Source organism: Pseudomonas sp. GW823-FHT02C02, from assembly GCF_058797635.1.
Genome location: NZ_JBXAJV010000002.1, coordinates 427815 through 451047 on the forward strand (window position 1 = coordinate 427815; position 23233 = coordinate 451047).

The 23233-nt window shown below is 60.3% G+C and carries 23 protein-coding genes and 1 pseudogene; 15 read left to right on the forward strand and 9 right to left on the reverse strand.

Annotation, left to right across the window (positions count from 1 at the left end):
- Positions 1–173 precede the first annotated feature (173 nt).
- Both AC1ROI_RS04645 and AC1ROI_RS04650 read right to left on the reverse strand, forming a co-directional pair.
- On the reverse strand, positions 174–878 hold the full coding sequence (locus tag AC1ROI_RS04645; protein ID WP_010459062.1) for an NlpC/P60 family protein: 705 nt from the start codon (positions 876–878) through the stop codon (positions 174–176).
- A gap of 23 nt (positions 879–901) precedes the next feature.
- Positions 902–2662: a caspase family protein gene (locus AC1ROI_RS04650; RefSeq protein ID WP_158243821.1), complete on the reverse strand. Its 1761-nt coding sequence runs from the start codon at positions 2660–2662 to the stop codon at positions 902–904.
- 788 nt (positions 2663–3450) lie between these two features.
- Between AC1ROI_RS04650 and AC1ROI_RS04655 the strand changes: the two genes are divergently transcribed.
- From AC1ROI_RS04655 to AC1ROI_RS04675, 5 genes are all read left to right on the forward strand, one after another.
- The gene (locus AC1ROI_RS04655; protein ID WP_102593349.1) at positions 3451–5454 is read left to right on the forward strand and encodes an aminotransferase class I/II-fold pyridoxal phosphate-dependent enzyme; all 2004 of its coding nucleotides are present in this window, start codon (positions 3451–3453) and stop codon (positions 5452–5454) included.
- 28 nt (positions 5455–5482) lie between these two features.
- Positions 5483–6271, forward strand: coding sequence for a transporter substrate-binding domain-containing protein (locus AC1ROI_RS04660; RefSeq protein ID WP_010459068.1), 789 nt, complete (start codon positions 5483–5485; stop codon positions 6269–6271).
- Between the two features lie 172 nt (positions 6272–6443).
- The gene (locus tag AC1ROI_RS04665; protein ID WP_077748790.1) at positions 6444–7157 is read left to right on the forward strand and encodes an ABC transporter permease; all 714 of its coding nucleotides are present in this window, start codon (positions 6444–6446) and stop codon (positions 7155–7157) included.
- Positions 7158–7162: 5 nt separating this feature from the next.
- The gene (locus AC1ROI_RS04670) at positions 7163–7861 is read left to right on the forward strand and encodes an ABC transporter permease (protein WP_010459072.1); all 699 of its coding nucleotides are present in this window, start codon (positions 7163–7165) and stop codon (positions 7859–7861) included.
- Complete coding sequence (locus tag AC1ROI_RS04675) at positions 7861–8868, forward strand: DMT family transporter (protein WP_102593350.1); 1008 nt, start codon at positions 7861–7863, stop codon at positions 8866–8868. The genes AC1ROI_RS04670 and AC1ROI_RS04675 overlap by 1 nt, the downstream gene beginning before the upstream one ends.
- Here AC1ROI_RS04675 and AC1ROI_RS04680 read toward each other — a convergent pair.
- Positions 8824–9309: pseudogene (locus tag AC1ROI_RS04680) on the reverse strand (TetR family transcriptional regulator C-terminal domain-containing protein); the annotation flags it as partial. The gene AC1ROI_RS04675 and the pseudogene AC1ROI_RS04680 overlap by 45 nt on opposite strands.
- Positions 9310–9482: 173 nt before the next feature.
- Here AC1ROI_RS04680 and AC1ROI_RS04685 point away from each other — a divergent pair.
- Complete coding sequence (locus tag AC1ROI_RS04685; RefSeq protein WP_010459077.1) at positions 9483–10499, forward strand: M14 family metallopeptidase; 1017 nt, start codon at positions 9483–9485, stop codon at positions 10497–10499.
- Positions 10500–10562: 63 nt separating this feature from the next.
- Here AC1ROI_RS04685 and AC1ROI_RS04690 read toward each other — a convergent pair whose 3' ends face one another.
- Entirely contained in the window at positions 10563–10712 is a 150-nt protein-coding gene (locus AC1ROI_RS04690) for a hypothetical protein (protein ID WP_162179681.1), read from the reverse strand.
- Between the two features lie 164 nt (positions 10713–10876).
- On the opposite strand from AC1ROI_RS04690, the gene AC1ROI_RS04695 reads away from it, so the two are divergent.
- From AC1ROI_RS04695 to AC1ROI_RS04730, 8 genes are all read left to right on the forward strand, one after another.
- Positions 10877–11257: a RidA family protein gene (locus tag AC1ROI_RS04695; protein ID WP_010459079.1), complete on the forward strand. Its 381-nt coding sequence runs from the start codon at positions 10877–10879 to the stop codon at positions 11255–11257.
- A gap of 237 nt (positions 11258–11494) precedes the next feature.
- Positions 11495–12121: a hypothetical protein gene (locus AC1ROI_RS04700; RefSeq protein WP_077748794.1), complete on the forward strand. Its 627-nt coding sequence runs from the start codon at positions 11495–11497 to the stop codon at positions 12119–12121.
- Positions 12121–12552 (forward strand): phage holin family protein, encoded by a 432-nt coding sequence (locus AC1ROI_RS04705; protein WP_083377121.1) that lies wholly within the window; start codon positions 12121–12123, stop codon positions 12550–12552. Before AC1ROI_RS04700 ends, AC1ROI_RS04705 begins: the two co-directional genes overlap by 1 nt.
- Positions 12549–13373 carry a DUF3618 domain-containing protein gene (locus AC1ROI_RS04710; protein WP_102593351.1) on the forward strand — a complete coding sequence of 275 codons (825 nt, stop codon included), beginning with the start codon at positions 12549–12551 and terminating at the stop codon, positions 13371–13373. The genes AC1ROI_RS04705 and AC1ROI_RS04710 overlap by 4 nt, the downstream gene beginning before the upstream one ends.
- Positions 13374–13701: 328 nt before the next feature.
- Positions 13702–14586 (forward strand): manganese catalase family protein, encoded by an 885-nt coding sequence (locus AC1ROI_RS04715; protein ID WP_102593352.1) that lies wholly within the window; start codon positions 13702–13704, stop codon positions 14584–14586.
- Between the two features lie 65 nt (positions 14587–14651).
- Positions 14652–14822: a hypothetical protein gene (locus AC1ROI_RS04720; protein WP_154504182.1), complete on the forward strand. Its 171-nt coding sequence runs from the start codon at positions 14652–14654 to the stop codon at positions 14820–14822.
- Positions 14822–15751 carry a ZIP family metal transporter gene (locus AC1ROI_RS04725; protein ID WP_102593353.1) on the forward strand — a complete coding sequence of 310 codons (930 nt, stop codon included), beginning with the start codon at positions 14822–14824 and terminating at the stop codon, positions 15749–15751. Before AC1ROI_RS04720 ends, AC1ROI_RS04725 begins: the two co-directional genes overlap by 1 nt.
- Before the next feature lie 33 nt (positions 15752–15784).
- Entirely contained in the window at positions 15785–16936 is a 1152-nt protein-coding gene (locus tag AC1ROI_RS04730; protein ID WP_083377117.1) for a carboxylate-amine ligase, read from the forward strand.
- A 285-nt stretch (positions 16937–17221) separates the two neighbouring features.
- On the opposite strand, the gene AC1ROI_RS04735 is transcribed toward AC1ROI_RS04730, so the two are convergent.
- Entirely contained in the window at positions 17222–18928 is a 1707-nt protein-coding gene (locus tag AC1ROI_RS04735) for an amidase (RefSeq protein WP_102593354.1), read from the reverse strand.
- A gap of 261 nt (positions 18929–19189) precedes the next feature.
- Between AC1ROI_RS04735 and AC1ROI_RS04740 the strand changes: the two genes are divergently transcribed.
- On the forward strand, positions 19190–19582 hold the full coding sequence (locus tag AC1ROI_RS04740) for a GFA family protein (RefSeq protein WP_102593355.1): 393 nt from the start codon (positions 19190–19192) through the stop codon (positions 19580–19582).
- A gap of 18 nt (positions 19583–19600) precedes the next feature.
- On the opposite strand, the gene phnE is transcribed toward AC1ROI_RS04740, so the two are convergent.
- The 4 genes from phnE to AC1ROI_RS04760 are packed head-to-tail and all read right to left on the reverse strand — an operon-like array spanning position 19601 to position 22831.
- A complete protein-coding gene (gene phnE, locus AC1ROI_RS04745) occupies positions 19601–20368 on the reverse strand; it encodes a phosphonate ABC transporter, permease protein PhnE (protein ID WP_010459087.1) in 768 nt (255 codons plus the stop codon).
- Entirely contained in the window at positions 20365–21192 is an 828-nt protein-coding gene (locus tag AC1ROI_RS04750) for a PhnE/PtxC family ABC transporter permease (protein WP_077748803.1), read from the reverse strand. The genes phnE and AC1ROI_RS04750 overlap by 4 nt, the downstream gene beginning before the upstream one ends.
- Complete coding sequence (locus tag AC1ROI_RS04755) at positions 21186–21983, reverse strand: phosphonate ABC transporter ATP-binding protein (RefSeq protein WP_010459089.1); 798 nt, start codon at positions 21981–21983, stop codon at positions 21186–21188. The genes AC1ROI_RS04750 and AC1ROI_RS04755 overlap by 7 nt, the downstream gene beginning before the upstream one ends.
- The gene (locus tag AC1ROI_RS04760) at positions 21980–22831 is read right to left on the reverse strand and encodes a putative selenate ABC transporter substrate-binding protein (protein WP_102593356.1); all 852 of its coding nucleotides are present in this window, start codon (positions 22829–22831) and stop codon (positions 21980–21982) included. Before AC1ROI_RS04760 ends, AC1ROI_RS04755 begins: the two co-directional genes overlap by 4 nt.
- Positions 22832–23233: the final 402 nt, after the last annotated feature.

A 23233-nucleotide genomic window follows, 5' to 3' on the forward strand; every position in this document is an offset into this window, starting at 1 on the left:
TTCCTTACGTGAGTGTTACCGGGGGCAGGATTATCGACTGATGGCAGATGGCTAGCAACTCGCTTTTAAACGTCGCTCAGAGAAGCGTTGTGCATTTGCCCGGCAGGGCAAAAAAAGGGCGCCTTCTTCAAAGCGCCCGTTTTATGCGGTATGTGATTTGATTTCGCGAACCCTCAAGCTTCGTTCCTGGACAAATCCTCGGTTCTGTTCATGACGATGATGGCGTCGCCTCCACCCAAAGAGCTTGCCTTGCGCGGCCAGCGCGCTTTGAGAAATCGATCTTTGCCTACCCAAGTCAGGCACACCTTGTCCGTTTGATTGCCGCCCAGAATCCGGTACGCGTTGCTATCCTCGCCGGTATAGAACCCGACATGACCCTTGCCACTGTTTTTTGATTCACGCCAGAAGACCATCACCGCGCCGAGTCGTGGCACGGTGGATTCGCCAAATTTTTCCCATTGCCGCGCACCCAGGGGATTCGAAGGAAGCACTTCTTCGGGCATCGTAGAACCCACGCAATGCGCAACAAACAGACCGCACCAAGGCACCTCGTCGCCGGGGTAGTGAAGGTCGAGATCGTCGGCCCAATCCAGAATGGTGGGATTGTTCTTGTCGCCAAGGACTTCCCTGGTACCGATCAAGTTTTCCGCTTCCGCCAGCCACGGTAGAAGCGGGCCCGCAGGGACATGGTCAACATCAGAAAACAAGGCGGCGGAGGTCTTGGGACCGACGATGCCATCGGCCTCCAGTCCAACGCTGTCCTGAAAGGCTTTCACTGCGGCGATGGTTCTTCTCCCCCAGATCCCGTCGACTTCGCCGGGAAAAAAGCCGTCGGCAATCAATGCCTGTTGAATACTTCTTACCGTTTCACTGCTCATATCAATCTCCAGACGATGGCGACTCAGGGAACGACTTTGCCGAGCAAATCCTTCGGCCCGACGATCGCCGGCTTCTGGTCATAACCCAGCTCGGCCAGGAGCTTGCCAGTGGCTCGAACCAGGGCATTGAACGTCGGTCTCTGCTTGGATTTGCGCAGCGTTTGGGCTAGCGCGTAGGTGAACGCACCGTATGAAATAACGCCGTGGCGGTATTCGTAAGACAGCTGGGATTCGCCGCAGGCGTACATGAGGATCGGCAGAAAGGGCCCTTCGTGTTTATAAGCGGCGCGTCGTTTGTCGTAGAGCTTATCGTCGTAACCGCGCACCGCGATGGCCTGGCCGACCCTCCGGATGCCGTCGCGATTGCTCACGGTATTGGCCGATTCGGCCTTCTGCGCACTTTTGCGGGCCCGTTTCACCCAGTCACGTTCCACCCACATTTGCAGCCCGGGCTCCCAGCGCAACGCGCGATGGCGGATGTCATCCGGCGGCGTAAGTCCGCGAGCACGCCGAGCGCCGTCGCGCGTCATGCCGCCCGAATGGCAGCAATCGAAGATCGTTATGAACTGCGTGTCATACGGAAGCTGGATGTAGAGGTCGCGAAAGTCGTTGTCGACGATGGCGTGTGCCGGCGTCCAGTCGAAGTCCCACGGGCACAGGCATTCGTCGATGCGGTCGGCTTCACCCGTGGCATTGGCGTTGGGAATCTGCGCACCGTGCCCAGAATAAAAGAGCACCCGGCGGTCACCGGCCTGGGCGTCGTCGAGCAGCCAATGCAGGCGATCGCGAATGCCAGCAGCGGTAGCGCGGTCATCGAGTACGACGCGGATATCGTCCGGCGAAAACTTCGACTCTTGCAGCAAAGAACTCATCAGGAAAACGTCATTGACGCAACCTTCGAGTCGATCGGACGGATTGGGGTAATTGTTGATGCCGATCAGCAACGCCTTGTCCCGCGAGCGCCGCACCGTGCGCGCCTTGGGGACAGCAATGCCCAGTGACTTGTCGACGGCGGCGAGCCGTTTGTCGAAGCCTTTCGCTTTGCCGGCCTGCAACAGGGGGCCCCAGACATTGGTCACGGTCTCGGCATGGCCGAGGTAGTAAGTCGCGTCATGATTGAGGACGTCGTCGGGCTTATCGAACGGTGTCATGACCTGGGTGAAGTTGGTATCGCGCAGATACAGCGGCGCGGTAAAAACCTGATCGTGTTCGTTGTAGAGGTGGTACCACTTGCGCGCATCGTCGATGCCTTCGATGCGCCCACCAAATGTCTCGCGCACTGCCGGGTTGGCAATCTGTGAGCCGAACGTGATCAGCGCCCGGTTGTTCATCAGGGAGGGATCCCGACGGAACGTGTCGTAGGCGACCAGCGTACCCAGACTGTGCGCACAGACGATGTCCGGTTGCGAATCGCTGATAACGCTGGCGAGGTCCTTACGCAGAGTGGTCCGTAACGCTTCGTCCGCAGACCATTGGGCGACCATGCCGGCCGTCCAGCGCAGGCGATCGGAAAACTGCCCGATGCCGCGATTGCGCCTGAACACGTCACCCACTGAATGGATGACCGCGCTGGTCAGAAGGCGCAGCGTGGCCTCGGCGATGTCGGCTGCCCCCAGTCCACTGGAGGAAAAGCGCTCGTCGTATTGAAGATAATCCAGCTCGACGTCGGTATTTGGCGCCACGCGCGCCACTGCCGTGGTAATCGCCCGGTGCCAGGACTCCTGAAAACTCTCATCTGCCTCTTCGTGGCCTATGCCATGTATACATAGAATTTTGATTTTCATGTTCATTCCCTTGCGCTGACAGCAAACTTGCCGGCGACGTAGAAAAAGGATGTTTCTGCGTAGTGGACTGTTAACACTCCAATGGTGGAAATAAGTATTCATTCCTGGTGTTGCGGGAAGCGTTGTTTAAATGTGCTTCTCAGAGGTTTCGAGTTGAGCATATTAGAGGAGTTAAAATCGTTCGAATTTTTTTTATGATCAAATGGAATGAAGAAGCTTGTTTTCAGTTAAGTCAGTGATTGAGGGTGGCTCCTGTTATGTAATTTGTTGATTTTAAATAAATAATTAATATACGAAGGAGTGTTTGTATTGTCCGTTTAAGTAGCTATTTGAGTTCGAATATACAATTGTTTTTAGGGGGCTATTACGTTCTGAAGTTTCTGGTTTTCTACTGTCTTACTTGCGTTACAGTCAAGTGTGCCAACGTTGAAACAATAGACTCATTTCTGAAACAGATAATGCCGGATTCAGGTGTTGAAAAAATAAGCAGTGGATAAAAAGGCGCGGATTTCTTTTTGGCCATCGGCTACCCAGTCTTCATGTTTTGAAAAATGTCAGATTGTTTATTGCTGCTGTGGCCAACTTCGAACGAACGACCAGACCCTGCGCTCACGACAAGATCTCCGGACCTGGAAACGGCACGACTGTCGTAAAAACGACCTGTTTACGCTGAACGCGAACCCTGTTCACTTTTCTGTTGAACGAGTGTTCAGCTTCGACTATGTTCGTTCCACCTCCCCGGCTGGTTGCGCGGGCTTGCGTTTCTTCTTTTCGAACGAGGCACTGGCATGCGGTTTTCACCCTTTGTTGAGCGGATTTCTGGCGACGGTGTAGCGGCCTGGGATATTCACAATGCGGCATTTGAAGCCCAGCGCCGTGGTGAGGATGTGATTATTCTCAGTGTCGGCGACCCGGATTTCCCCACCCCCGACTTCATCACCGATGCCGCGATTCATGCGCTGCGTGAGGGTGACACCCATTACACCGAGATCGCCGGTCGCCAGGCTTTGCGGGAAGCCATCGCCGCTCGGTACAGCGTGCTGTTTGACCGTGAGGTGACGGCGCCAAACGTCATCATTTCGGCGGGGGCACAGAACGCGCTGTTCATCACCTCGATGTGCCTGCTCAATACCGGCGACGAAGTGATTGCCCTGGACCCGATGTACGTGACCTATGAGGCAACGCTCAAGGCGTCCGGCGCCACGTTGGTGCGCGTGCCGTGCTCGGCGGATTCAGGTTTCCGGTTCGATGCCGCCGTACTGGCCAAGGCCATCACCCCGCGCACCCGGGCGCTGTTCTTCTCCAATCCGAATAATCCGACCGGTGTGGTGCTCAACCGCGAAGAGCTGCAAGCCATCGCTGATCTCGCCATCGAGTACGACCTGTGGGTCGTGGTGGACGAGGTCTATGAAAGCCTGACCTTCGAACGCGAGCACCTCAGCCTGGCCGCGTTGCCGGGCATGGCCGAGCGTTGCGTGGTGATCGGCAGCCTGTCCAAATCCCACGCGATGACCGGCTGGCGTACCGGTTGGATCGTTGCCGATGAAGCCCTCGTGGCTCACGCCGAAACCCTGGTGTTGAGCATGCTTTACGGTTTACCGGGCTTTGTCATGGAGGCTGCGCTCAAGGCAGTTCAAGCCCATGAAGAGGTGACCCACGACATGCGCGACATCTATCGCCGTCGTCGCGATCTGGTGGTGACCAGCCTGTCGGATTGCCCGGGAATTTCCGTGCTTACTCCCGATGCCGGCATGTTCGTGCTGGTGGACGTGCGTGACACCGGCCTGACCTCTCTGGAGTTCGCCTGGCGGCTGTTGCGCGAGGCGCGTGTCTCGGTGCTGGATGCGGCGGCGTTCGGCGAGCCGGCCCAAGGCTTTGTGCGGCTCTCGTTCACTCTGGGTGAAGAACGACTGGCCCAGGCTTGCCAGCGCATTCGCGACTTTGTGCGGGTGTTGAAAGGCGAAGCGCCGCGGCCGGTGATCAGCCGTGTGATCTGCGAAGCGGCGGTTGAGCCGGTCAAGCCCAAAACCATGATCGAAGTCGATGGCCTGCACAAACGCTTTGGCAATATCGAGGTCCTCAAAGGCGTTTCCCTTACTGCTCGCGAAGGTGATGTGATCTCACTGATCGGTGCCAGCGGCTCGGGCAAAAGCACCTTGCTGCGCTGCATCAATATGCTCGAAGTGCCGGACCAGGGGCGCATTCTGGTGGACGGCGAAAGCATTCACCTGAACTTCGATCGTCCCGGCACGCCGCTGGTGAAAGACGCCAGGCAACTGGTGCGTATCCGTTCGAGCCTGGGCATGGTGTTCCAGAACTTCAACCTCTGGCCCCATCGCACGGTGCTGGAAAACCTCATCGAGGCGCCGACCCAGGTCCTGCGTGAAAGCCGTGCGGAGGCCACTGAACGGGCCGAAGCCTTGCTCGAACGCGTGGGGCTGGCGGCCAAGCGCAACGAGTACCCGGCGTTTCTCTCCGGGGGACAGCAGCAGCGGGTGGCCATCGCCCGGGCCCTGGCCATGCGGCCCAAGGTCATGCTGTTCGATGAACCCACCTCGGCACTCGACCCGGAACTGGTCGGCGAAGTGCTGCGGGTGATCCGCTCCCTCGCGGAAGAAGGCCGGACCATGATCCTGGTGACCCATGAAATGGCTTTCGCCCGCGATGTCTCTTCCCAAGTCGCCTACCTGCACCAAGGGCTGATCGAGGAAACCGGTTCGCCGGACGACGTGTTTGTACACCCACGCAGCGAGCGTTGCCGACAATTCGTCAACGCTCATCAGACTCGCTGAAAACATCATAAAAAGACGGGGAAAAATCATGGGAAATCGACGTTTGGCAAACTGGATGACGGGCGTGGCCTGCGTATTGCTGGCCGGGATGAGCGCGGCACAAGCACAACCTATACGGTTCGCAGTCGCAGCCGAACCCTATCCGCCGTACACCGAGAAGCAGGCCAACGGTGAATGGAAAGGCTTTGAAGTCGACCTGATCCACAAGCTGTGCAGCGAAATGAAAGCCGAGTGCGAGATCAAGGAAGTGGCGTGGGATGGGATCATTCCATCGTTGCTGGCGAAGAAGATCGACGTGATTTTCTCGTCGATGTCGGTGACTGAGGAGCGCGAAAAACAGATCGCCTTCAGCAAGGCGTATTACGACTCCGTGATTGCGATTGTCGGGCCGAAGGGCTCGTCGGTGAAAACGTATCCGGATGACCTCAAGGGCAAGATCATCGGTGTGCAGAACTCGACGGTGAGCGCCAGTTACCTCAAGCAGTACTACGAAAAAATCGCTGACGTGAAGTATTACGACACCCAGGACTCGGCCAACGCCGACCTGATTGCCGGTCGCATCGACCTGATGATGGCGGACGGTACGGCGATGGCAGCCTTCGTGCAGACCCCGGATGCCCGCAACAGCAACCTGGAATACCTGGGCGCCGTGCCGTATGACCCGATTTTCGGCAAAGGCGTGGGCGCCGGCCTGCGCAAGGATGACGCCGAACTCAAGGCCCGACTCGACAAAGCCATCACCTCTTTGCTGGCCAGCAAAGACTACGACGACCTGTCCCAGCATTACTTCGGCACCAGCGTGAAACCCGCGTTCTGACGGCCACACGCTAAACAACTCCATGGAATGAAATTTTCCTGAGGAAACACCCATCCCCGTAGGAGCGAGGCTTGCCCGCGAAGGGGCCCTTGAAGCGGCCAAAAGCTTCGCGGGCAAGCCTCGCTCCTACAAGAGGGCGGTGGTGCGTCCAGGCCACCGATTGGAGACTGAAATGCCAGCCATGTTCGAATTGATCAACTTCAGCGAAACAGGATGGGGCAGTGCGCTGTTGAAGGGTCTTTGGATGACCCTGCAAATCTCGGCCGGGGCTTTTGTGGTCGGGCTGTTCATCGGTCTGGTGGTGGCCTGCCTGAAGCTCGGCGCGCCAAAGCCGATTGCGGCGCTGATGCGTGGTTACACGACCTTGTTCCGGGCGATTCCGGAGTTGCTGTTGATCCTGCTGCTGTACTACGTCGGCTCAATGCTCCTCAATTCGCTGATGACGCAGATGGGCTACGGCGTCGTCAATGTCAGCGGTCCGTTGGCCGCCATCGTGGTGCTGGGGCTGGTGCAGGGCGCCTACGCCTCGGAGATTTTCCGCGCGGCGATCCAGGCGATCCCCTTCGGCCAGATTGAAGCGGCGAAGGCCTTCGGGCTGAGCGGTTTCGGTCTGTTCCGACGCGTCACGCTGCCGATCATGGCGCCGTATGCGATGGCCGGCATGGCTAACCTGTGGATCAACCTGATCAAGGACAGCGCCTTGATCAGTGTGGTCGGCACCAACGAGTTGTTGTACACCGCCAAGCAAGGGGCGGGTTCGACGCGTCATTACTTGTTGTTCTACCTCACGGCCGCGGCGTTGTATTACGCGGTGACGTTGGTGTCCAACTACCTGTCTGGACGGCTCGAGCGGCGTATTCGTCGCTGGATGCCTTTGGCTGAGTGAATGAAATGATTCCAGCGTGGATAGTTGAATACGCGGCGCTGTTGGGCCGGGGACTGCAAACGACCATCACCATCCTGTTAATTTCCAGTGTGCTCGGTTTTGCGCTGGCGGTGCTGGTGGCGCTGGCGCGAATCTCGAAAAACAAGGGGATCGCCAAGGCCAGCCAGTTCTACACCAGCGTGTTGCGCGGTACGCCGTTGCTGATCCAGATCTACATCTTCTACTACGGGCTCGGCAGCGTGTTTGCGCAGTTCCCGCTGATACGCGGCAGTTTTCTCTGGCCGTATTTGCGCGACGGTTACTGGTACATCGTGTTCGCCCTGGTGTTGTCGGTGGGTGCGTATGTCGGCGAAGTGATTCGCGGCGGGCTGCTGGCGGTGCCAAAAGGCGAGATGGAAGCGGCCTCGGCGTTTGGCATGACGCCGCGCCAATCGCTGCTGCGGGTGCGATTGCCTCGGGCGCTGCGGTTGCTGTTGCCGACACTGGCCGGGGAAACCGTGATGTTGCTGAAATCCACGGCGCTGGCCTCGACGATTGCGATTGTCGATCTGCTGGGTGCCGCGAACGTGGTGCGGGCGCAGACCTTGCAGGTTTATGAACCGTTGTTGCTGGTGGCCGGGGTCTACGTCTGCCTGACGTTCCTGATCGAGGCGCTGTTTGCCTTTGCCGAACGGCGCGGGACGCCTGTGCGCAGGTCGGTGTAATGAGCACCTCGCAGGTCGTCGACCGTTCGCTGCAGGGCATCGGCCTGTGCACCTTGGGGTACATGTTTCTGACGTTGCAGGACGCGGTCATCAAGTGGCTGGTGACCGATTATTCGGTGGTCACCATCCTGTTCTGGCGCAGCCTGGTGGTGGTCGTCGCGTGCCTGTTGGCCGGGCGCCTGCGCCTGGTCCAGCGGGCCTGGCGTTCGCCGAGCCGGCGCTTGCTGGTGGTGCGCGGTTTGTTGTCGATCGTGGCCTGGCTGCTGTATTACACGGCCGCCCGGGACCTGTCGCTGGCGGAAATGACCACCCTGTATTTTTCCGCGCCGATCATGGTCACGGTGCTGGCGGCGGTGATTCTCAAGGAGCGGGCCAGCGGCTGGCAGTGGTTTTCCCTGATCCTGGGGGTTGTCGGGGTGATCATCGCTTGTCGTCCAAGCAACATCGCCGATCCGTGGCCCATCGTGCTGACGCTGCTGGCGGCGATGTGCTGGGCGTTCACTTACATCCAGTTGCGTCAGGTGGATGACCAGACGTCAGTGCTGGAGCAGATGCTGATCACCAACGTGGTGTTCGTGCTGTGCATGACCGTCGCGCTGCCCTGGACGTTCACCCCGGCACCGACGCCAGCGTGGCTGGGCATGCTGGTTGCCGGTCTGGTGGGTGGTATCGGTCAGTTCCTGCTGTTTGCCAGTTTTCAACGGGCCACTGCCACCTTGCTCGCGCCGTTCGAGTACACCGGGTTGATCTGGGCGTTCCTGCTGTCGAGTCTGATCTGGGGCACATTGATGGATGTGTCGCTGATGATCGGTGCCGGCCTGATCGCGGTCAGCGGCACCCTGGCGATGATCTTCGGGCGCCACCCCTCACAGGATGTCGTCGGTGCTGAATGCTCCGTGACGCAGCCCCTTTATCCAGCAGCGACAGATGTGGAGGCCGTTGGCGGGGCTGAAGGTTTCGGGGTTGAGGCACCACTCGATCCAGAGTCCGTCGAGCATCGCCGATAAACCGATGGCGGCCAGGCGTGTGTCGTGGATCACGAAACCTTCGCTGGCGGCCATGTCATCGAGCAACTGGCGCAGCAGATCGAGGTAGGCGCGGTAGCTTTTTTCGTGGGACTGGCTGACGTGTTCGGAGTGCCGAATCAGGCTCCAGAACACCACCCAGACGCCAAGCAATTGCGGGTCCATGACCCTTGGCGAAAAAGAGCCGACGAGAAACGCGTCCATTTTTTGCGCCGGGGTGGCGGCCTGCTGGATTTCCTGGCGCAGGGCGGTGGTCAGTTCGCTGGCGATCTTCTGGTACGTGTCGGCAATCAACGCATCGATGCTGCCGAAATGGTGATTGAGCAGGCCGACGGACACCCCGGCTTCGGTGGCTATACGGCGCACGGAAATGCCCGCATGGCCGTCGCGGACCAGGCAACGCAACGTGGCGGCCACCAGCATCTCGCGACGCTCATCGGGCTCCGCGCGACGGTTTTTTGGGGAGGGGGTTGTCACACGGGAATCCTTGGGTGCAGTGCCAGGTTGGCGAGCTTAGTTGAACATGCGTTCAATCTCCAGTGTCGGCCGCAGTGATGCACCGGTTTTTAACGTTCATGACGGGGGAGGACAAGCAGATGGCGCAGGATATTTCGTTCAGTGTTCGCAACAACAATGGCGATCCGGTGCAGGTCGGCGCGTGGCGTTTCGGGGGCGACGGCAGCGGGCCGATGGTGCATTTGCAGGCGGGAGTGCACGCCGATGAAATCGCCGGGATGCTGGTGTTGCATCTGTTGATGCAACGGCTTCTAGTCGTCGAGGCCGAGGGCCGGCTCAAGGGCAGTGTGACGGTGGTGCCGCAGGCCAATCCCCTGGGTATCGGGCAGTTTCGCCAAGGGCGGATTCTCGGTCGCTTTCACGATGCGACCGGGCATAACTTCAACCGCGCGTTCGACCAGTCAGCCGCGATGGAGCAACCTTCGACCAACGTCCAGGAGTGGCAGAAAAGCCTGGTGCAACTGGCGTCCACGGCGCAGGTGATGCTCGACCTGCACACCGATGACGAAGCCTTGCCCTACCTCTACGTGCACCGCAGTTTCTGGCCCCGTGCCCGCGAATTGGCGGCGGCGATGAAGATGGACGTGGCGATCATCTGGGATGACGGCGGCGACGGCTCCTTCGAAGAAACCATCATCGCACCGTGGCTGCGTGATGGCGTCACCGCGCAACGCATGGCCGCGACCCTGGAGCTGCGTGGGCAGGGCGATGTCAGCGATCGGTTGGCCGAGCAGGACGCCGCGGGACTGTACGCCTGGCTGTGCAGTTGCGGGGTCATCGACGAGGCGTTGTCACCCGGTGACTGGCCCGTCGAAGTGATGGAAATGGGCCAGATGGAAACCATCCTCGCGCCGCAACCCGGGGTGTTGATCTTTGAAAAGGAACTCGGTGACTTCGTCGAGGAAGGGCAGCGCTTTGCGCGGATTCTGCGACGGCCCGGTGATCCGTCTTCCGAAGTGGTGCTGGTGGCTGAGCAGGCGGGGCGGATGGTCACACGCTATCGGGACCGGCTCGTGTCGCAGGGCATGGTGGTGGCGAAATTCACCGGGAGCCGGATTTCGCGCAACTGGAGTGGCGGGTTGCTGGACCCGAACTAGGCGCAGAGCATTCGTTCAGCCTGTTGGCCACCTCCGCTGAAGATAAGCGGGGTGGCCTTCACGCTAGTTCCCATCCGCCACTTTGCGTTCTATCTCATCTATCTTTCGTTGGAGCGCCTCGGCTTCATCCTCTTCGGGATGCGTTTCTGAATCGAGCTCTTCGGCGTCCTTGTCTTTCCGATCCCGTTCGATGTCACTGTCATCGCTGTTCATCGCGTGTACCTCCGTTGATCTACACATTGGATGCAGGGGCGCAGAGGGAGTTCGAGATTTTTTTGCCGGGGTTCAAGCGCACATGCAATCCCGGCTTCGGCCTGTAAACTGTCCGCGCTCAAGGCATCGACCGCCTCGTTATTCCTTCAAGAAAGAGATCCTCCATGGCAAACCAAGACATCACGTTCACCCCTGATCCCGACGCGGATTCCATCTCCTCCGACGTCGCCGGTTTCGGCGGCATGCTGGTCTCCACCCAAATCCCCACCCGCGCTGATGGCAGCCTGGAACTGGGCGATATCACCCTGCAGAGCGAGTGCACGCTGCAGGCGCTGAAGGTCGCGCTGGAGCGTGCCGGCAGTTCCATGGACCGGGTGCTGCACCTGACCATTTACCTCACCGACATGGCCGACCGCGCCGCGTTCAACGAGGTTTATAAACGCTTCTTCGCCAAACCGTGGCCGGTTCGTGCCGCCGTTGGTGTGGCCGCCTTGGCGGTCGAAGGCATGCGCGTGGAAGTCACCGCGATGGCCGCCAAAGCCTGACGGTGCGGGTCAGGTGTGATGAAGATCCGCCTGACCCGGTTTCAAAAACAACGACCTTGCATGCCTCCTCGCGATACCCCTTATCCCTCTACGAATTTAGTTTCGCCTCCCACAGAAAAGCAGATCATCACTCCGTTGGAACTCCCCATCACCCCCCTTCGTCATCTGCAGTGAGGGAGGCTGCAATCACTGCGAACTCCCGGAACGCTTGATTACAGACAGAAGGCGAGGGATGACATGAATACTTCAGACAGCACCACCGGGAGTCAGCCAGACAAACCCGATTCCCCAGGGCCGGAGCCAGGCTTTGAGCACTTGAAGGAGGACGTGACGGAGGCACTTGAGGGTGCACGACAACAGGCGGACGCTCAGTTCGGGCAATACCGCGACACCGCCGCCGATCAGATCGAGGCTTTGGCCAAGGGCGCGAAATCGGTTGTCTCCGAACTCGAAAGCAAGGACACCCTCGGCATGTCCGACTACCTCGCCGACATGGCGGAATCCATGAGTGGCCTGGCCGGAAACTTGCGCGGCAAAAGTGCTGAACAGCTGCTGCATGACGGGGCCGAGCTGGCCCGCAGCAATCCAGGGCTGTTCATTGCCGGCAGCATCGCGCTGGGCTTCGGCCTGTCGCGATTTCTGAAGGCCGGCAGTTCCCCGGCTGCCACCTTCACCGATGCCAACAACCCGGCAGCCGGCCACTCGATGCCTCCGCCAGGCGGTTTTGGTGCGCAACGCCCCTATGAAACCTCAGTCGCGTCACGCACTGACAACACGCCGGCCTCCCCGAGCGAGCAAGACCACCCTTCGAACTTCGCGACGACCTCCACACCGGGTTCGACAAACGTCAATGGAGCACTGTGATGAACAGAGAAGATCCAGATTTTCCAGGCTCAAGACCGGTGCACGCGCCGGACCATGACGCTTCGGTCGTCGGTCTGTTACGTCAGTTATCCCGTGAAGTGCCCGCGCTGTTCACCAAGGAACTGGCGCTGGCCAAAGCCGAACTTCAAGCCAGTCTCACAACACTCAAAGCCGGCATCGCCGGGGTCGCGGGAGGGGCGATTGTCCTGTTGGCGGGGTTCATCATTCTGTTGATGTCCGCAGTCTATGGCCTCAGCACCGTGATGGCGCCGTGGCTGGCGGCGCTGATTGTCGGCGTGGTGGTGATGATCGTCGGGTTCGCCATGCTGCAGTCCGGGAAAAAACAATTCGAGCCGTCCCACTTCAAGCCTGATCGCACGCTGGATGCCTTGAACAAAGACCAGGAAGCGCTGCGGAGGAAAGTCTCATGAACAGTGAATTCGACATCGAAGCGGCAAAAAGCCCTGAAGCCATCGAGCGTGAAATCGATGCTCAGCGGGCGAGTATCGGCAACATCGTCGATGCGCTGGAAAGCAAGTTCACCCCTGGGCAGATGTTCGATCAGGCGCTGACGATGATGCAAAGCAACGGCACGACATTCCTGACTAACCTGGGCACCAGCGTTCGCAACAATCCGGTTCCCGCCGTCCTGACATCCGTCGGTTTGCTGTGGTTGATGATGAGTCAGAATCGCCCGCCGTCACCCCGTCCAGGCTATCGCGTGGGCCCGGATCAGAACAAAGTCGGCGAGTGGGCCGACGGTCTGGCTGATGGCATCGACAGTGCCCGTGACCATTTGCACCAGACGGCTGACACGCTCAAGGACGGTTATCAGACCATCAAGGGCAAGGCCGCTCACATGGGCGACAACCTGGGTGCTGCTACCGACACCATTAGTCATGCCGTGCATGATGCCAGTGACCGGTTGGTCCGCAGTTCGCAGGTGCTGGGGACTCAATTCAGTCAGTTGTTGAAGGAGCAACCCCTGATGGTCGCCGCCGCGGGCATCGCGTTAGGTGCCATGCTGGGTGCGGCATTGCCTTCGACAGCGACCGAGCAACGCTACATGGGCAAAACCAGCGCCGGCCTGGCCGATAAGGTAAAGCAACAGGCGAGGGAGGGGTTCGAGGCTGTGCGCGACACCGTGACCAAAACCACCGATCACTCGGACGTAGAAACGAAACCGCAAGGGGAATACCACGCGGCCTCCGATACACCAGCCGATCTGTCACGAGGTTTGGGCACCTCGTAATCCGGCGCTTCATAAAGGGCTGCAAAAAACAGCGGGAGGCCTGACACAGACCTCCCGTTTTTTTCCGCTTCTCAAGCACCGTCGAACGATGAAAAACAGGTGTGACAGCGGTGGAGATCTGGCGACCGATAAAAGTTTGAATCGATTGATTGATCGCCGACGACTGGTGACAAAAGCATGCCAAAACCCACCGCCAATGCCGCCTGTCGCGAGTGGCCAATCTTTTTAAAATTTTCTCAGGCGCGGCACCTTCAGATAACTGTGGGCGGCGCATTTGGTCATTTTCCGGATGGGTATCGACGCCCCTTCAGGCCTGAGGAGATTCGTCATGTTTCTACATAACAAACGACTTCAATACACCGTGCGTGTCGCCCAACCCAACCCGGGGTTGGCGAACCTTTTGCTCGAACAATTCGGCGGCGCCCAAGGCGAACTGGCGGCGGCGTCCCGCTACTTCACCCAGGCTTTGGCCGAGGATGATCCGGGAAGAAAGGATCTGCTAATGGACATTGCCACCGAAGAGCTCAGTCACCTGGAGATCGTCGGATCGATCATCGTGATGCTCAACAAGGGCACCAAGGGTCAACTGGCAGAAGGGGTGGACGAAGAAGGCGAGCTGTACCGCGCGATCAATGGAGCGGGCAATGACTCGCACATTACCAGCCTGTTGTACGGCGCCGGGGCACCGCTGACCAATTCGGCCGGAGTGCCGTGGTCGGCCGCGTATGTCGACACCATCGGTGAGCCGACCGCTGACTTCCGCTCCAACATCGCCGCCGAGGCTCGCGCCAAAATCGTCTACGAGCGCTTGATGAACATCACGGATGATCCCGGGGTGAAAGAGGCGCTGGGGTTTCTGATGACGCGCGAGATCGCCCATCAACTCTCCTTTGAAAAAGCCCTGCACGCGATCCAGCCGAACTTTCCGCAGGGCAAGCTTCCCGGCATGCCGGAATTCAGCAACGTCTATTTCAACCTGTCCCAAGGCGAAGGCAGCACTCGCGGGCCATGGAACCAGGGCGAGGACTGGAATTACGTGGACGATCCACAGCCGGCAGTCGATGGCGGGGACGGCACGGCAAGCGTCCAGCTCAGCGCCGAAGACGAGGAGCTGTTGCTGGCCATGAAAGTCCGCACGATGTCTGACCCTGAAAGCGATCCGATCACGGGTGCTGACTTGGGGGCGGGCCTCTACGGAAAACCCGATGCGTGACGAGGGTCACCGCACGCCACCCGGCGTGCGGTTTTTTGTGGTGCTGGAGAGTTGAGGTGAACCCCATGAATTCCAATCCAGACGCTTTTTCCGCAGAGGCTACACAGGACTTTTATCGGCTGTTCAATACCACTGCAATGGCGTTCGAACGAGACGCTTTGCGGATATCAAAACAGATCCGGATGGCTGCGCCTGAAGCGACCCGTAAGCGCTCCAACGGAAAACAGGTGTCCTGATGTCGGACCATTCTTCGCCTGCAAGAGGCCCCTGGCGCGCCTGGTTTGCCCCAGGAAAAAGCGGCAGTTGGCTGAGCATTCTGTTCTGGTCAACTCTGGTGGGTGTCACCGCTCTGCTGCTGGTCAGCGGCTACAGCGCCTTGACCGGGGCGGATCGAGTCAACTTGCGGTATGCATTCCTGGGCGGCGTCTCGGGTTTCGGCGCGACCGCACTGGGCGCCGTTTTAGCCGTGGTCTTGCGTGACATTGCCGCACGGACTCAGGACATCATGCTGGGTTTCGCCGCGGGCATGATGCTCGCGGCCAGCTCGTTCTCTCTCATTCTTCCTGGTATCGCGGCGGCGCAGGCCATTTGCGGCAATAAGCTGCTGGCGGCGTGTGTCGTGGTCCTTGGGTTGGGTTTGGGCGTGGCTCTGATGATCGGGCTGGATCGCTTTGTCCCCCATGAGCATCAGAAGATTGGTCGCAAGGGCCCGCACGCACAGCGCATCAATCGAGTCTGGCTGTTCGTGTTGGCTATCACGCTACATAACTTGCCGGAAGGCATGGCCATCGGCGTCAGTTTTGCCAACGGGGACATGAAGGTGGGTCTGCCATTGACCACCGCGATTGCCATCCAGGACATCCCCGAAGGACTGGCCATTGCACTGGCGCTACGAGTGACGGGTGTGTCGACGTTGCGGGCGGCGCTGATCGCGGTCGGCTCAGGGCTGATGGAGCCATTGGGCGCTGTCGTGGGACTCGGCATTTCCACCGGCTTCGCGCTGGGTTACCCGGTTGCCCTGGGCCTGGCGGCGGGCGCGATGATTTTCGTCGTCTCCCACGAGGTGATTCCCGAGACACACCGCAATGGACACGAAACCCCGGCGACGCTGGGCCTGATGCTAGGGTTCGGGCTCATGATGTTTCTCGATACGGCGTTAGGCTAGGCTTGATTCAAGGGCAAGGTGAGGGGTGAGGCGATGGACAGGCACCTGAAGTTTGGCATTGAAGAGGAATACTTCATTACGGACCTGGCCACCCGGCGCATGGCCGAGAATCCTCCCGACGTATCGATTGAAGCGTGTCAGGGGGTGCTCGGCGATTGTTTCGCCCATGAAATGTTCAAGGGGCAGATCGAGGTCGCGTCCCCCATCTTCACCAGCGTCGCGCAAGCAGCGCAGTACCTGTTTTCTGCGCGCTCAAGGTTGCGGGGGACGCTCGAACGTCACGGTCTGGGACTGCTCAGTGCCGGCAGCCACCCATTGAGCGATTGGCGTTTGCAGCACGCCACCGACCATCCTCATTTTGTTCAACTGTTTGAAGACTACCAGCACGTGGCAAGGCGCAGCGTGCTGTCCGGCCTGCACGTGCATGTTGAAGTGCCAGGGCACGTGGACCGTATTCAAGTGATGAACGAAGTCCTGCCGTGGTTGCCGCTGTTGTTGGCACTGAGCACATCGTCACCTTTTTGGGACGGCGCCGACAGCGGCTTCATGAGCTACCGTCAAACGGCGTGTGATGAATGGCCGCGGATGGGCATTCCTGAATTCTTCGAAGATCAAAGCGCCTATGAAGCCTACGTCGCCATGCTGATCCGCACGGGCACGATCAAGCAGGCGGGCGATTGCTGGTGGGGCTTACGACCTGCCGCGAAATACCCAACGCTGGAGATGCGCATGACGGATGCCTGTCCGCGCCTGGATGACGTCTTGTGCATCGCCTCTTTGTTTCGCTTGCTGGTGGCCCATGCCATTGACCAACCTCGCCCGGGATTGAGCTATTCGCAAGTGTCGCAATGGATCCTCAAGGAAAATCGCTGGCGGGCGAAACGGTCCGGCATCCACGCAGCCTTCATCGTTGAAGGCTACGATCGACCGTTCTCTGCGGCGCAATGGCTGTTCAGGGCGCAACAGATTCTTGGAGACACGGCGCAGAAGATGGGCGTGGAGGATGTGTTCGCCCAGGCCCGCCGGATTCTCCGGGACGGCACCAGTGCAGACCGGCAGCGGAGAGTGTATGCGCGAGCCTTGCGTGGGGGAGGGGATGTTGACGCCGCGTTGTCGCAAGTCGTGGATCAGCTGCTGATGGAAACGTCGCAGGCGCCGTGCATCAGTGAAACGGCGCTCACCTAAGACCGAAGATAATCTCCAGCCGAACAAGCCCCCTGTGGCGAGTAATGCTGTTCACTTAAACGCAACGTCGTATCTGTGGCGAGGGAGCTTGCTCCCGTTGGACTGCGCAGCAGGCCCTTTTTGGGGGCGCTTCGCGACCCAGCGGGAGCAAGCTCCCTCGCCACAGGGTTCTTGTTCGACTGGAGATTGTCTTGGATCAGTGAAGGTTTGAGTTTTGGAGTCCGGGTGAATTGATGACAAGGCGGGATTGGAGCCTGCACTGGCCCAATCCCGCGCGCTGCTATTTCAGCCCTGCAACGGCGGTGTCCGAGGCGGGATCATTCGTTTGCTGCCGGCCGACTCAAACGCTGAAGCGAAGCGCAGCAGCGCTGAGTCGTCATAGGCACGACCGGCAAAGGTCAGCCCGACCGGCATGCCGATGTCCGGCATGATGCCCATCGGCACCGTGACCGTCGGCACACCGAGGTGGCGGATGGCGAGGTTGCCGTTGGCGACCCACACACCGTTACTCCACGCGATGTCCGCCGACTGCGGATCGACATCGGCATTTGCCGGCCCGACGTCGGCCACTGTCGGGAACAGCACCGCATCTAGCTTCAGCCGGTCCATCCAGTCTTCAAGGTCGATTCGACGTGTTTCTTCAAGCCCGCGCAGGCCGTCCGGCAGCGTGGTGATCTGATCCCACGGCGTGATGCCACGCTCGGCCATCTTCACGTATTCGTCCATGCCGGCGGCAAGGTCGTCTTCGCGATTGGGCAGGGTGCCTGGGTCATGCGGGAAGATCAGCGGCCCGTCGACATCGGCCAGGCGATTCAGTTTCGGATCACCGTTGGCCCGCAGAAAATCATCGAACGCCCAGGCCGACAGGTCCCACAACTCATGGTGCAGGAACTCCTTGGACACCAGGCCGCGAGTGAACACGGTCGGCGCACCCGGACGATCGCCTTCGCAATTCGATACCAGCGGGAAGTCGACTTCGACCACCTCGGTACCAGCGGCTTCGAGTGCCCGCCGGGCGTCTTCCCAGAGACCGATCACGCTAGGGCGGGTATTGATTTTCTGCCCCGTCGGGCCACCGATGCCCGGCGCCTCGCTGGTGCCCGCGTCAGGGTCCGCGTTGATGTACATGCGCGGCACGCCGAAGCGTTTTCCAGCGAGCGCATCGGTGGTCGCGGCCAGCCCGGCGTAGGACGCGGGACGCACCGAAGCGACGCTCGGTATCGGCACCCAGGGTTGCAGCCGCCACAGATCGCCGCGTGTATCCGGGTCTTGTGCCACCACCACGTCGAGCACCTCAAGCAGGTCGGCCATGGTTCGCGCGTAGGGCACAACCACGTCCATCGTCGGCGTCAGCGGCCAGTTGCCGCGCACCGAAATCACCCCGCGCGAAGGGGTATAGGCGCACAAGCCATTGTTCGAGGCCGGACCGCGTCCGCTCGACCAGGTTTCTTCGGCAAGGCCGAAGGCCGCGAAACTGGCGGCGGTGGCCGTCCCGGCGCCGTTCGATGAGCCCGATGCAAAAGGCGCCGTCAGGTAGTCAGCGTTGTACGGGCTCTCGGCACGGCCATAGACCCCGCGCTGCATGCCGCCATTGGCCATCGGCGGCATGTTGGTCTTGCCCAGGCAGATGGCCCCGGCGGCGCGCAGCCGTTCGATGGTGAAGGCATCGCGATAGGCAATCAGGTTTTTGAAGGCCGGACTGCCAGAGGCCGCGGTGAGGCCTTTCACCAGATAACTGTCCTTGGCCGTGTAGGGAATGCCATCCAGCGGGCCGAGCGTTTCGCCCTTGGCCCGACGGGCATCGGACGCTTGCGCTTCGTTGAGCGCCTCGGGGTTGCGAACCACCACCGCGTTGAGCGCGGTTGGCGTGTCGGGGCCGTCGTAGGCGTCGATCCTGGCAAGGTAGGCCTGGACCAGTTCAACTGCCGTGGTCTGGCCAGACTCCAGCGCCGCTCGCAATCGGGCAATGGACACTTCGGTGACTTCGATCATGCTGTTACCACTGACGGCTGATGGGGAAGGAGGTGGCGCTTGGCCTCTTGCCAGGTCTTGGGCTCAGGGGTATCACTTGTCTGAAAATGGGTGTTCATATCGATTTCTCGTTTCACGGCAATACACGACAGGGTCTGGACTTGAAACCTGGGCTGCCTATTTAGCACCAAGGAAGGCACGGAGGGAAACGGTGCAGCGGATTGTGCCGGTTACGACACCTTCTGTTCCATCCCGTCGTGTTTGATTCAGAGGAGATGCAACATGGACCGATTCACCGGTGGCTGCGTGTGCGGCAATGTTCGAATCAAGGCATCAGGACGGCCCTACCGGGTCGGCCTTTGCCACTGTCTCGATTGCCGCAAGCATCATGGGGCCCTTTTCAATGCCAGCGCGATCTTCCCTCAAGAGGCGGTGACGATCGAGGGCGAAACACGCGACTACGCCGGGCGGCATTTTTGTCCGCGCTGTGGATCGTCCGTTTTCGCGCGCACCGCCGATGAAATCGAAGTGAACCTGGGGTCTCTCGATGCCCCTGATCAACTGACGCCAACCTACGAAAGCTGGATCGTGCGTCGCGAGTCCTGGTTGCCGGCGTTTGCGCTCATCAGGCACTACGAACACGACCGTGAGGGTACGGGGCGTTTGGAGGAGTAGGGCGTTCTGCGAAAGCAGTCAAGCCTTGACCCAGCGTTGACGGCTCCAACTGCTCAATGAATCGACGGCGATCACCAGTAGCAACATGGCCAGGATTACCGTGCTGGCTTGAGCTTCCTGGAACAGGCTGAGGCTGACATACAGCATTTGCCCCAAACCACCGGCGCCGACGAATCCGAGCACACTGGCCATGCGAATGTTGTTTTCCCAGCGGTACAGGATGTAAGCCAGCAGCTGCGGCAACAGGTTGGGCAGTGTGCCGTAACAGAACGCCGAGATGGCATTGCCGCCCTGCAGGCGGATGGCGTCGGCCGGTTCGGGCGGGGTGTTTTCCAGTGCTTCGGCAAACAGCCGGCCGAGGACGCCGGTGGTGTGCAGGGCCAAGGCGAGGGTGCCTGCATTGGGGCCGAGTCCGGCGGCCAGCACCATCAGCGCCGCCCATACCAGTTCCGGGACCGCGCGCAAGGCATTGAGGACCAGGCGCGATGCACTCTGCAACGGCCAGCCGAAACGCCCGGCCGCGGGCAATGCCAACAGCAGCCCGAAGACCGCCGCGAGCAGGGTGCCCAAGGCGGACATGGCAATGGTTTCCAGCGCGCCGTGACCGATGGCTTGCAGATGACCCGCGCTCAGGTCCGGGCTCAGGAAACGCTGCACATAGGCAGCCATCTGCTTCAGGTTGCCGGCGCTGCCGAGTTCGCCGAGGTCGATGCTCAGGTAGATGAACGAGGCGACTGCCGCAGCGCCAATGCCCAGGAGCAGCACCAGATTGATCAGGCGATTCATGTCAGCCTCCAGCGCAGCAGGCGGCTGAGTTGATCGGCGAGCAGCACCAGGACGAGGAACGTCAGTAACAAACTGGCCACTTCACCCCCGGCGAACATGCGTAGCGACAGATCCATTTGCTGACCCAGACCGCCGGCACCGACAAAGCCCATCACCACCGAGGCGCGGATCGCGCACTCCCAGCGGTACACCGTGTACGACAGCAGCTCCGCCGCGACATTGGGCAAAATCCCGTAGCAAAACGCCGCCAGTCGACCGCTGCCTGAACGCAGTAATGCATGGGCCGGTCGCTGATCGACCGACTCGAAAATTTCTGCGTAGACCTTGCCCAACATGCCGCTGTAGGTAATCGCAATAGCCAATACCCCGGCGGTCGGGCCGAGGCCGACGGCGCGCACGAACAGCAGGGCCCAGACGATTTCCGGCACGCTGCGCAGGAAGATCAACAAACCGCGTACCGGCCAACGCAGCAGTTGGCCGCCGAAGCTTGGGTGACCGGCACGGGATGCGGCCGACAGCGACAGGGCGCGACTGGCCAGCAGACTGGCAGGGACGGCCAACAGCAACGCCAGGGCCATGCCGGCCGTGGCGATGGCCAGGGTCTGCAGAGTGGCTTGCAACAGCAGTTCGATGAACTCGGCGTCATGGGCCGGGGGCCAGAAGGCGGAGACAAACCGGCCCATCTCGCTCTGACTGTCACTCGCCACTAAAACGCCGAGGTCCAATTCGCTGAAGTGGATGCCCGGCCACAACAGGGCGATCGCCAGCAGGGTGAGGAGCAAACGGGGCAGGGCGGCGGGATCGCGCGAGGCAGACGTCAGCATCGGGGAATCTGCACACTCAAGGACACTGGAGGCACCGGTGAGGTGTGCAACTGCTCATTGGCGTAGAGCGTGTCGAGCAGCTCGCGGTCGACGTCGCCGGCCGCAAGGTCGAACAGGATCTTCCCGTCACGCAGGCCGATGATCCGCGAAAAGTGCGCCAGGGCCAGCTCCACCGCATGCAGGCTGGCGATCAGGGTGACGTTGTGCTCCCGGGCGTGGCGGCAGAGCACCGAAAGCGTGTGTTCGGCCAGCACCGGGTCCATGGCAGAAACCGGCTCATCGGCCAGCAGCACCTCGGGCGCTTGATACAACACGCGGGCAATGCCCACGCGCTGTAGCTGGCCGCCGGACAGTTGCTGGCAGTGTGCGAACAGTTTATCGCCCAGGTCCAGCCTGGCCAGCGCCGCGCGGGCGCCCGGAATATCCAGAGGATGCATCAGGTTCAGCAGGCTCTTGCCCAGGCCCCACTGACCCAACTTTCCGGCCAGCACCGCGGTGACCACACGCTGGCGCGGTGGCAGGGGCGGCGATTGATGGATCAGACCGATGCGTGCGCGCAAACGCTGGCGCTGCCGGGCAGACAGCTGCCACGCTCGCTCGCCGAGCACCTGCAACTCGCCGTTGTCCGGTCGCAACGCGGTGGCCAGCAAGTTGAGCAAGCTCGACTTGCCAGCGCCGGACGGGCCGATGACGGCAACCTGCTCGCCTGCACCGATGTGCAGGTTCACCTCTCGCAATGCCTTGACGCCGTTGGCATGGGTCAGGCTGGCCTGGGTCAGACGCAAGGTCATTTCAGCAGGTCGGCAGCGCGTGCGGCTTCCTCGATGCCTTTGTAATTGTCAGGGCTGGTCTCGATGAACCGGCTGGCCGCCTGCAAATCGAGAATTTCCTTGTCCTTCGGGTTAGCCGGATCGAGTGCGAGGAAGGCCGCCTTGATCTTCGCCGCCAGCGCCGGGTCGAGGGTCCCGCGCACTGTCCAGTTGTAGTCGAAGTAGGCCGGGGTGGTCGCAAACACTTTGACCTTGTTGGTGTCGACCTTGCCGGCAGCGACCAGTTTTTCCCACACGCTGGCGTTCAGCACCCCGGCGTCCACCTTGCCGGCCTGGACCCAGGCGACGGTGGCGTCATGGGCGCCCGAGTAGCCGACGCGGCTGAAGTAGGTTTCTGGCTTGATGCCATCCTTGAGCATGAAATAGCGCGGCATGAGACTGCCCGACGTGGAGGACACCGAGCCGAACGCGAAGGTTTTGCCTTTCAGGTCGGCGAGGGATTTGACGTTCGGGTCGGCGGTGATGAATTTGCTGGTGAACTGGGCATCCTGTTCGCGCTGCACCAGCGGAATGGCATTACCGGTTTTCAGGCGTGCCTGCACAAACGTGAAGCCGCCCAGCCAGGCCAGGTCGATCCGGTCGGTGGCCAGCGCTTCGACCACGGCCGGATAGTCGCTCACCGGCACGAACTCGACCTTCATGCCCAGCTTTTGCTCGAGATAAACGCCCAGCGGCTTGAACTTGCGCAGCAGTTCAGTAGGGGCTTCATCGGGAATCGCGCTGACTTTCAAGGTGTCGGCGGCCTGCGCCAACAGGCTGCCAAATGTCAGGGTAAGGCCGACGGCCAATGCCAGGGTACGCTTGAGCATGGAAGCTCTCCGGTGAATAAACTGAAAAATGATCGATGCGCCTGACGCAAGCTGAACTTGCTTGGCGCTTTGTGAGGGTAGACGAAGCGCGGGCATATTAACCGGTTTTGACCTAGTCAATATGTGTCGTGATGGACTGCACAACCATTGCTCGAACTGAACCTTGACCACGCCGTTGGCATTTAACCGGCATTTTAATCGCTCTCATTGTTTTCTGACGCAAACAGGCCTGCGTGTACGCTTTTGGGCGAGCGCTACGCGTCCCTGTTTTTTGAGTGCTTTAAACATGTTTGGGCGCGCGCGTTTAAAGACACTCGGCGTTACGTCCTAACGGCTACAACGCCTTGCGTCGTTGCCTACGCGTGCGCCAGAATCCGCCGGCTTGTGCGGCTTTTGGGGGGG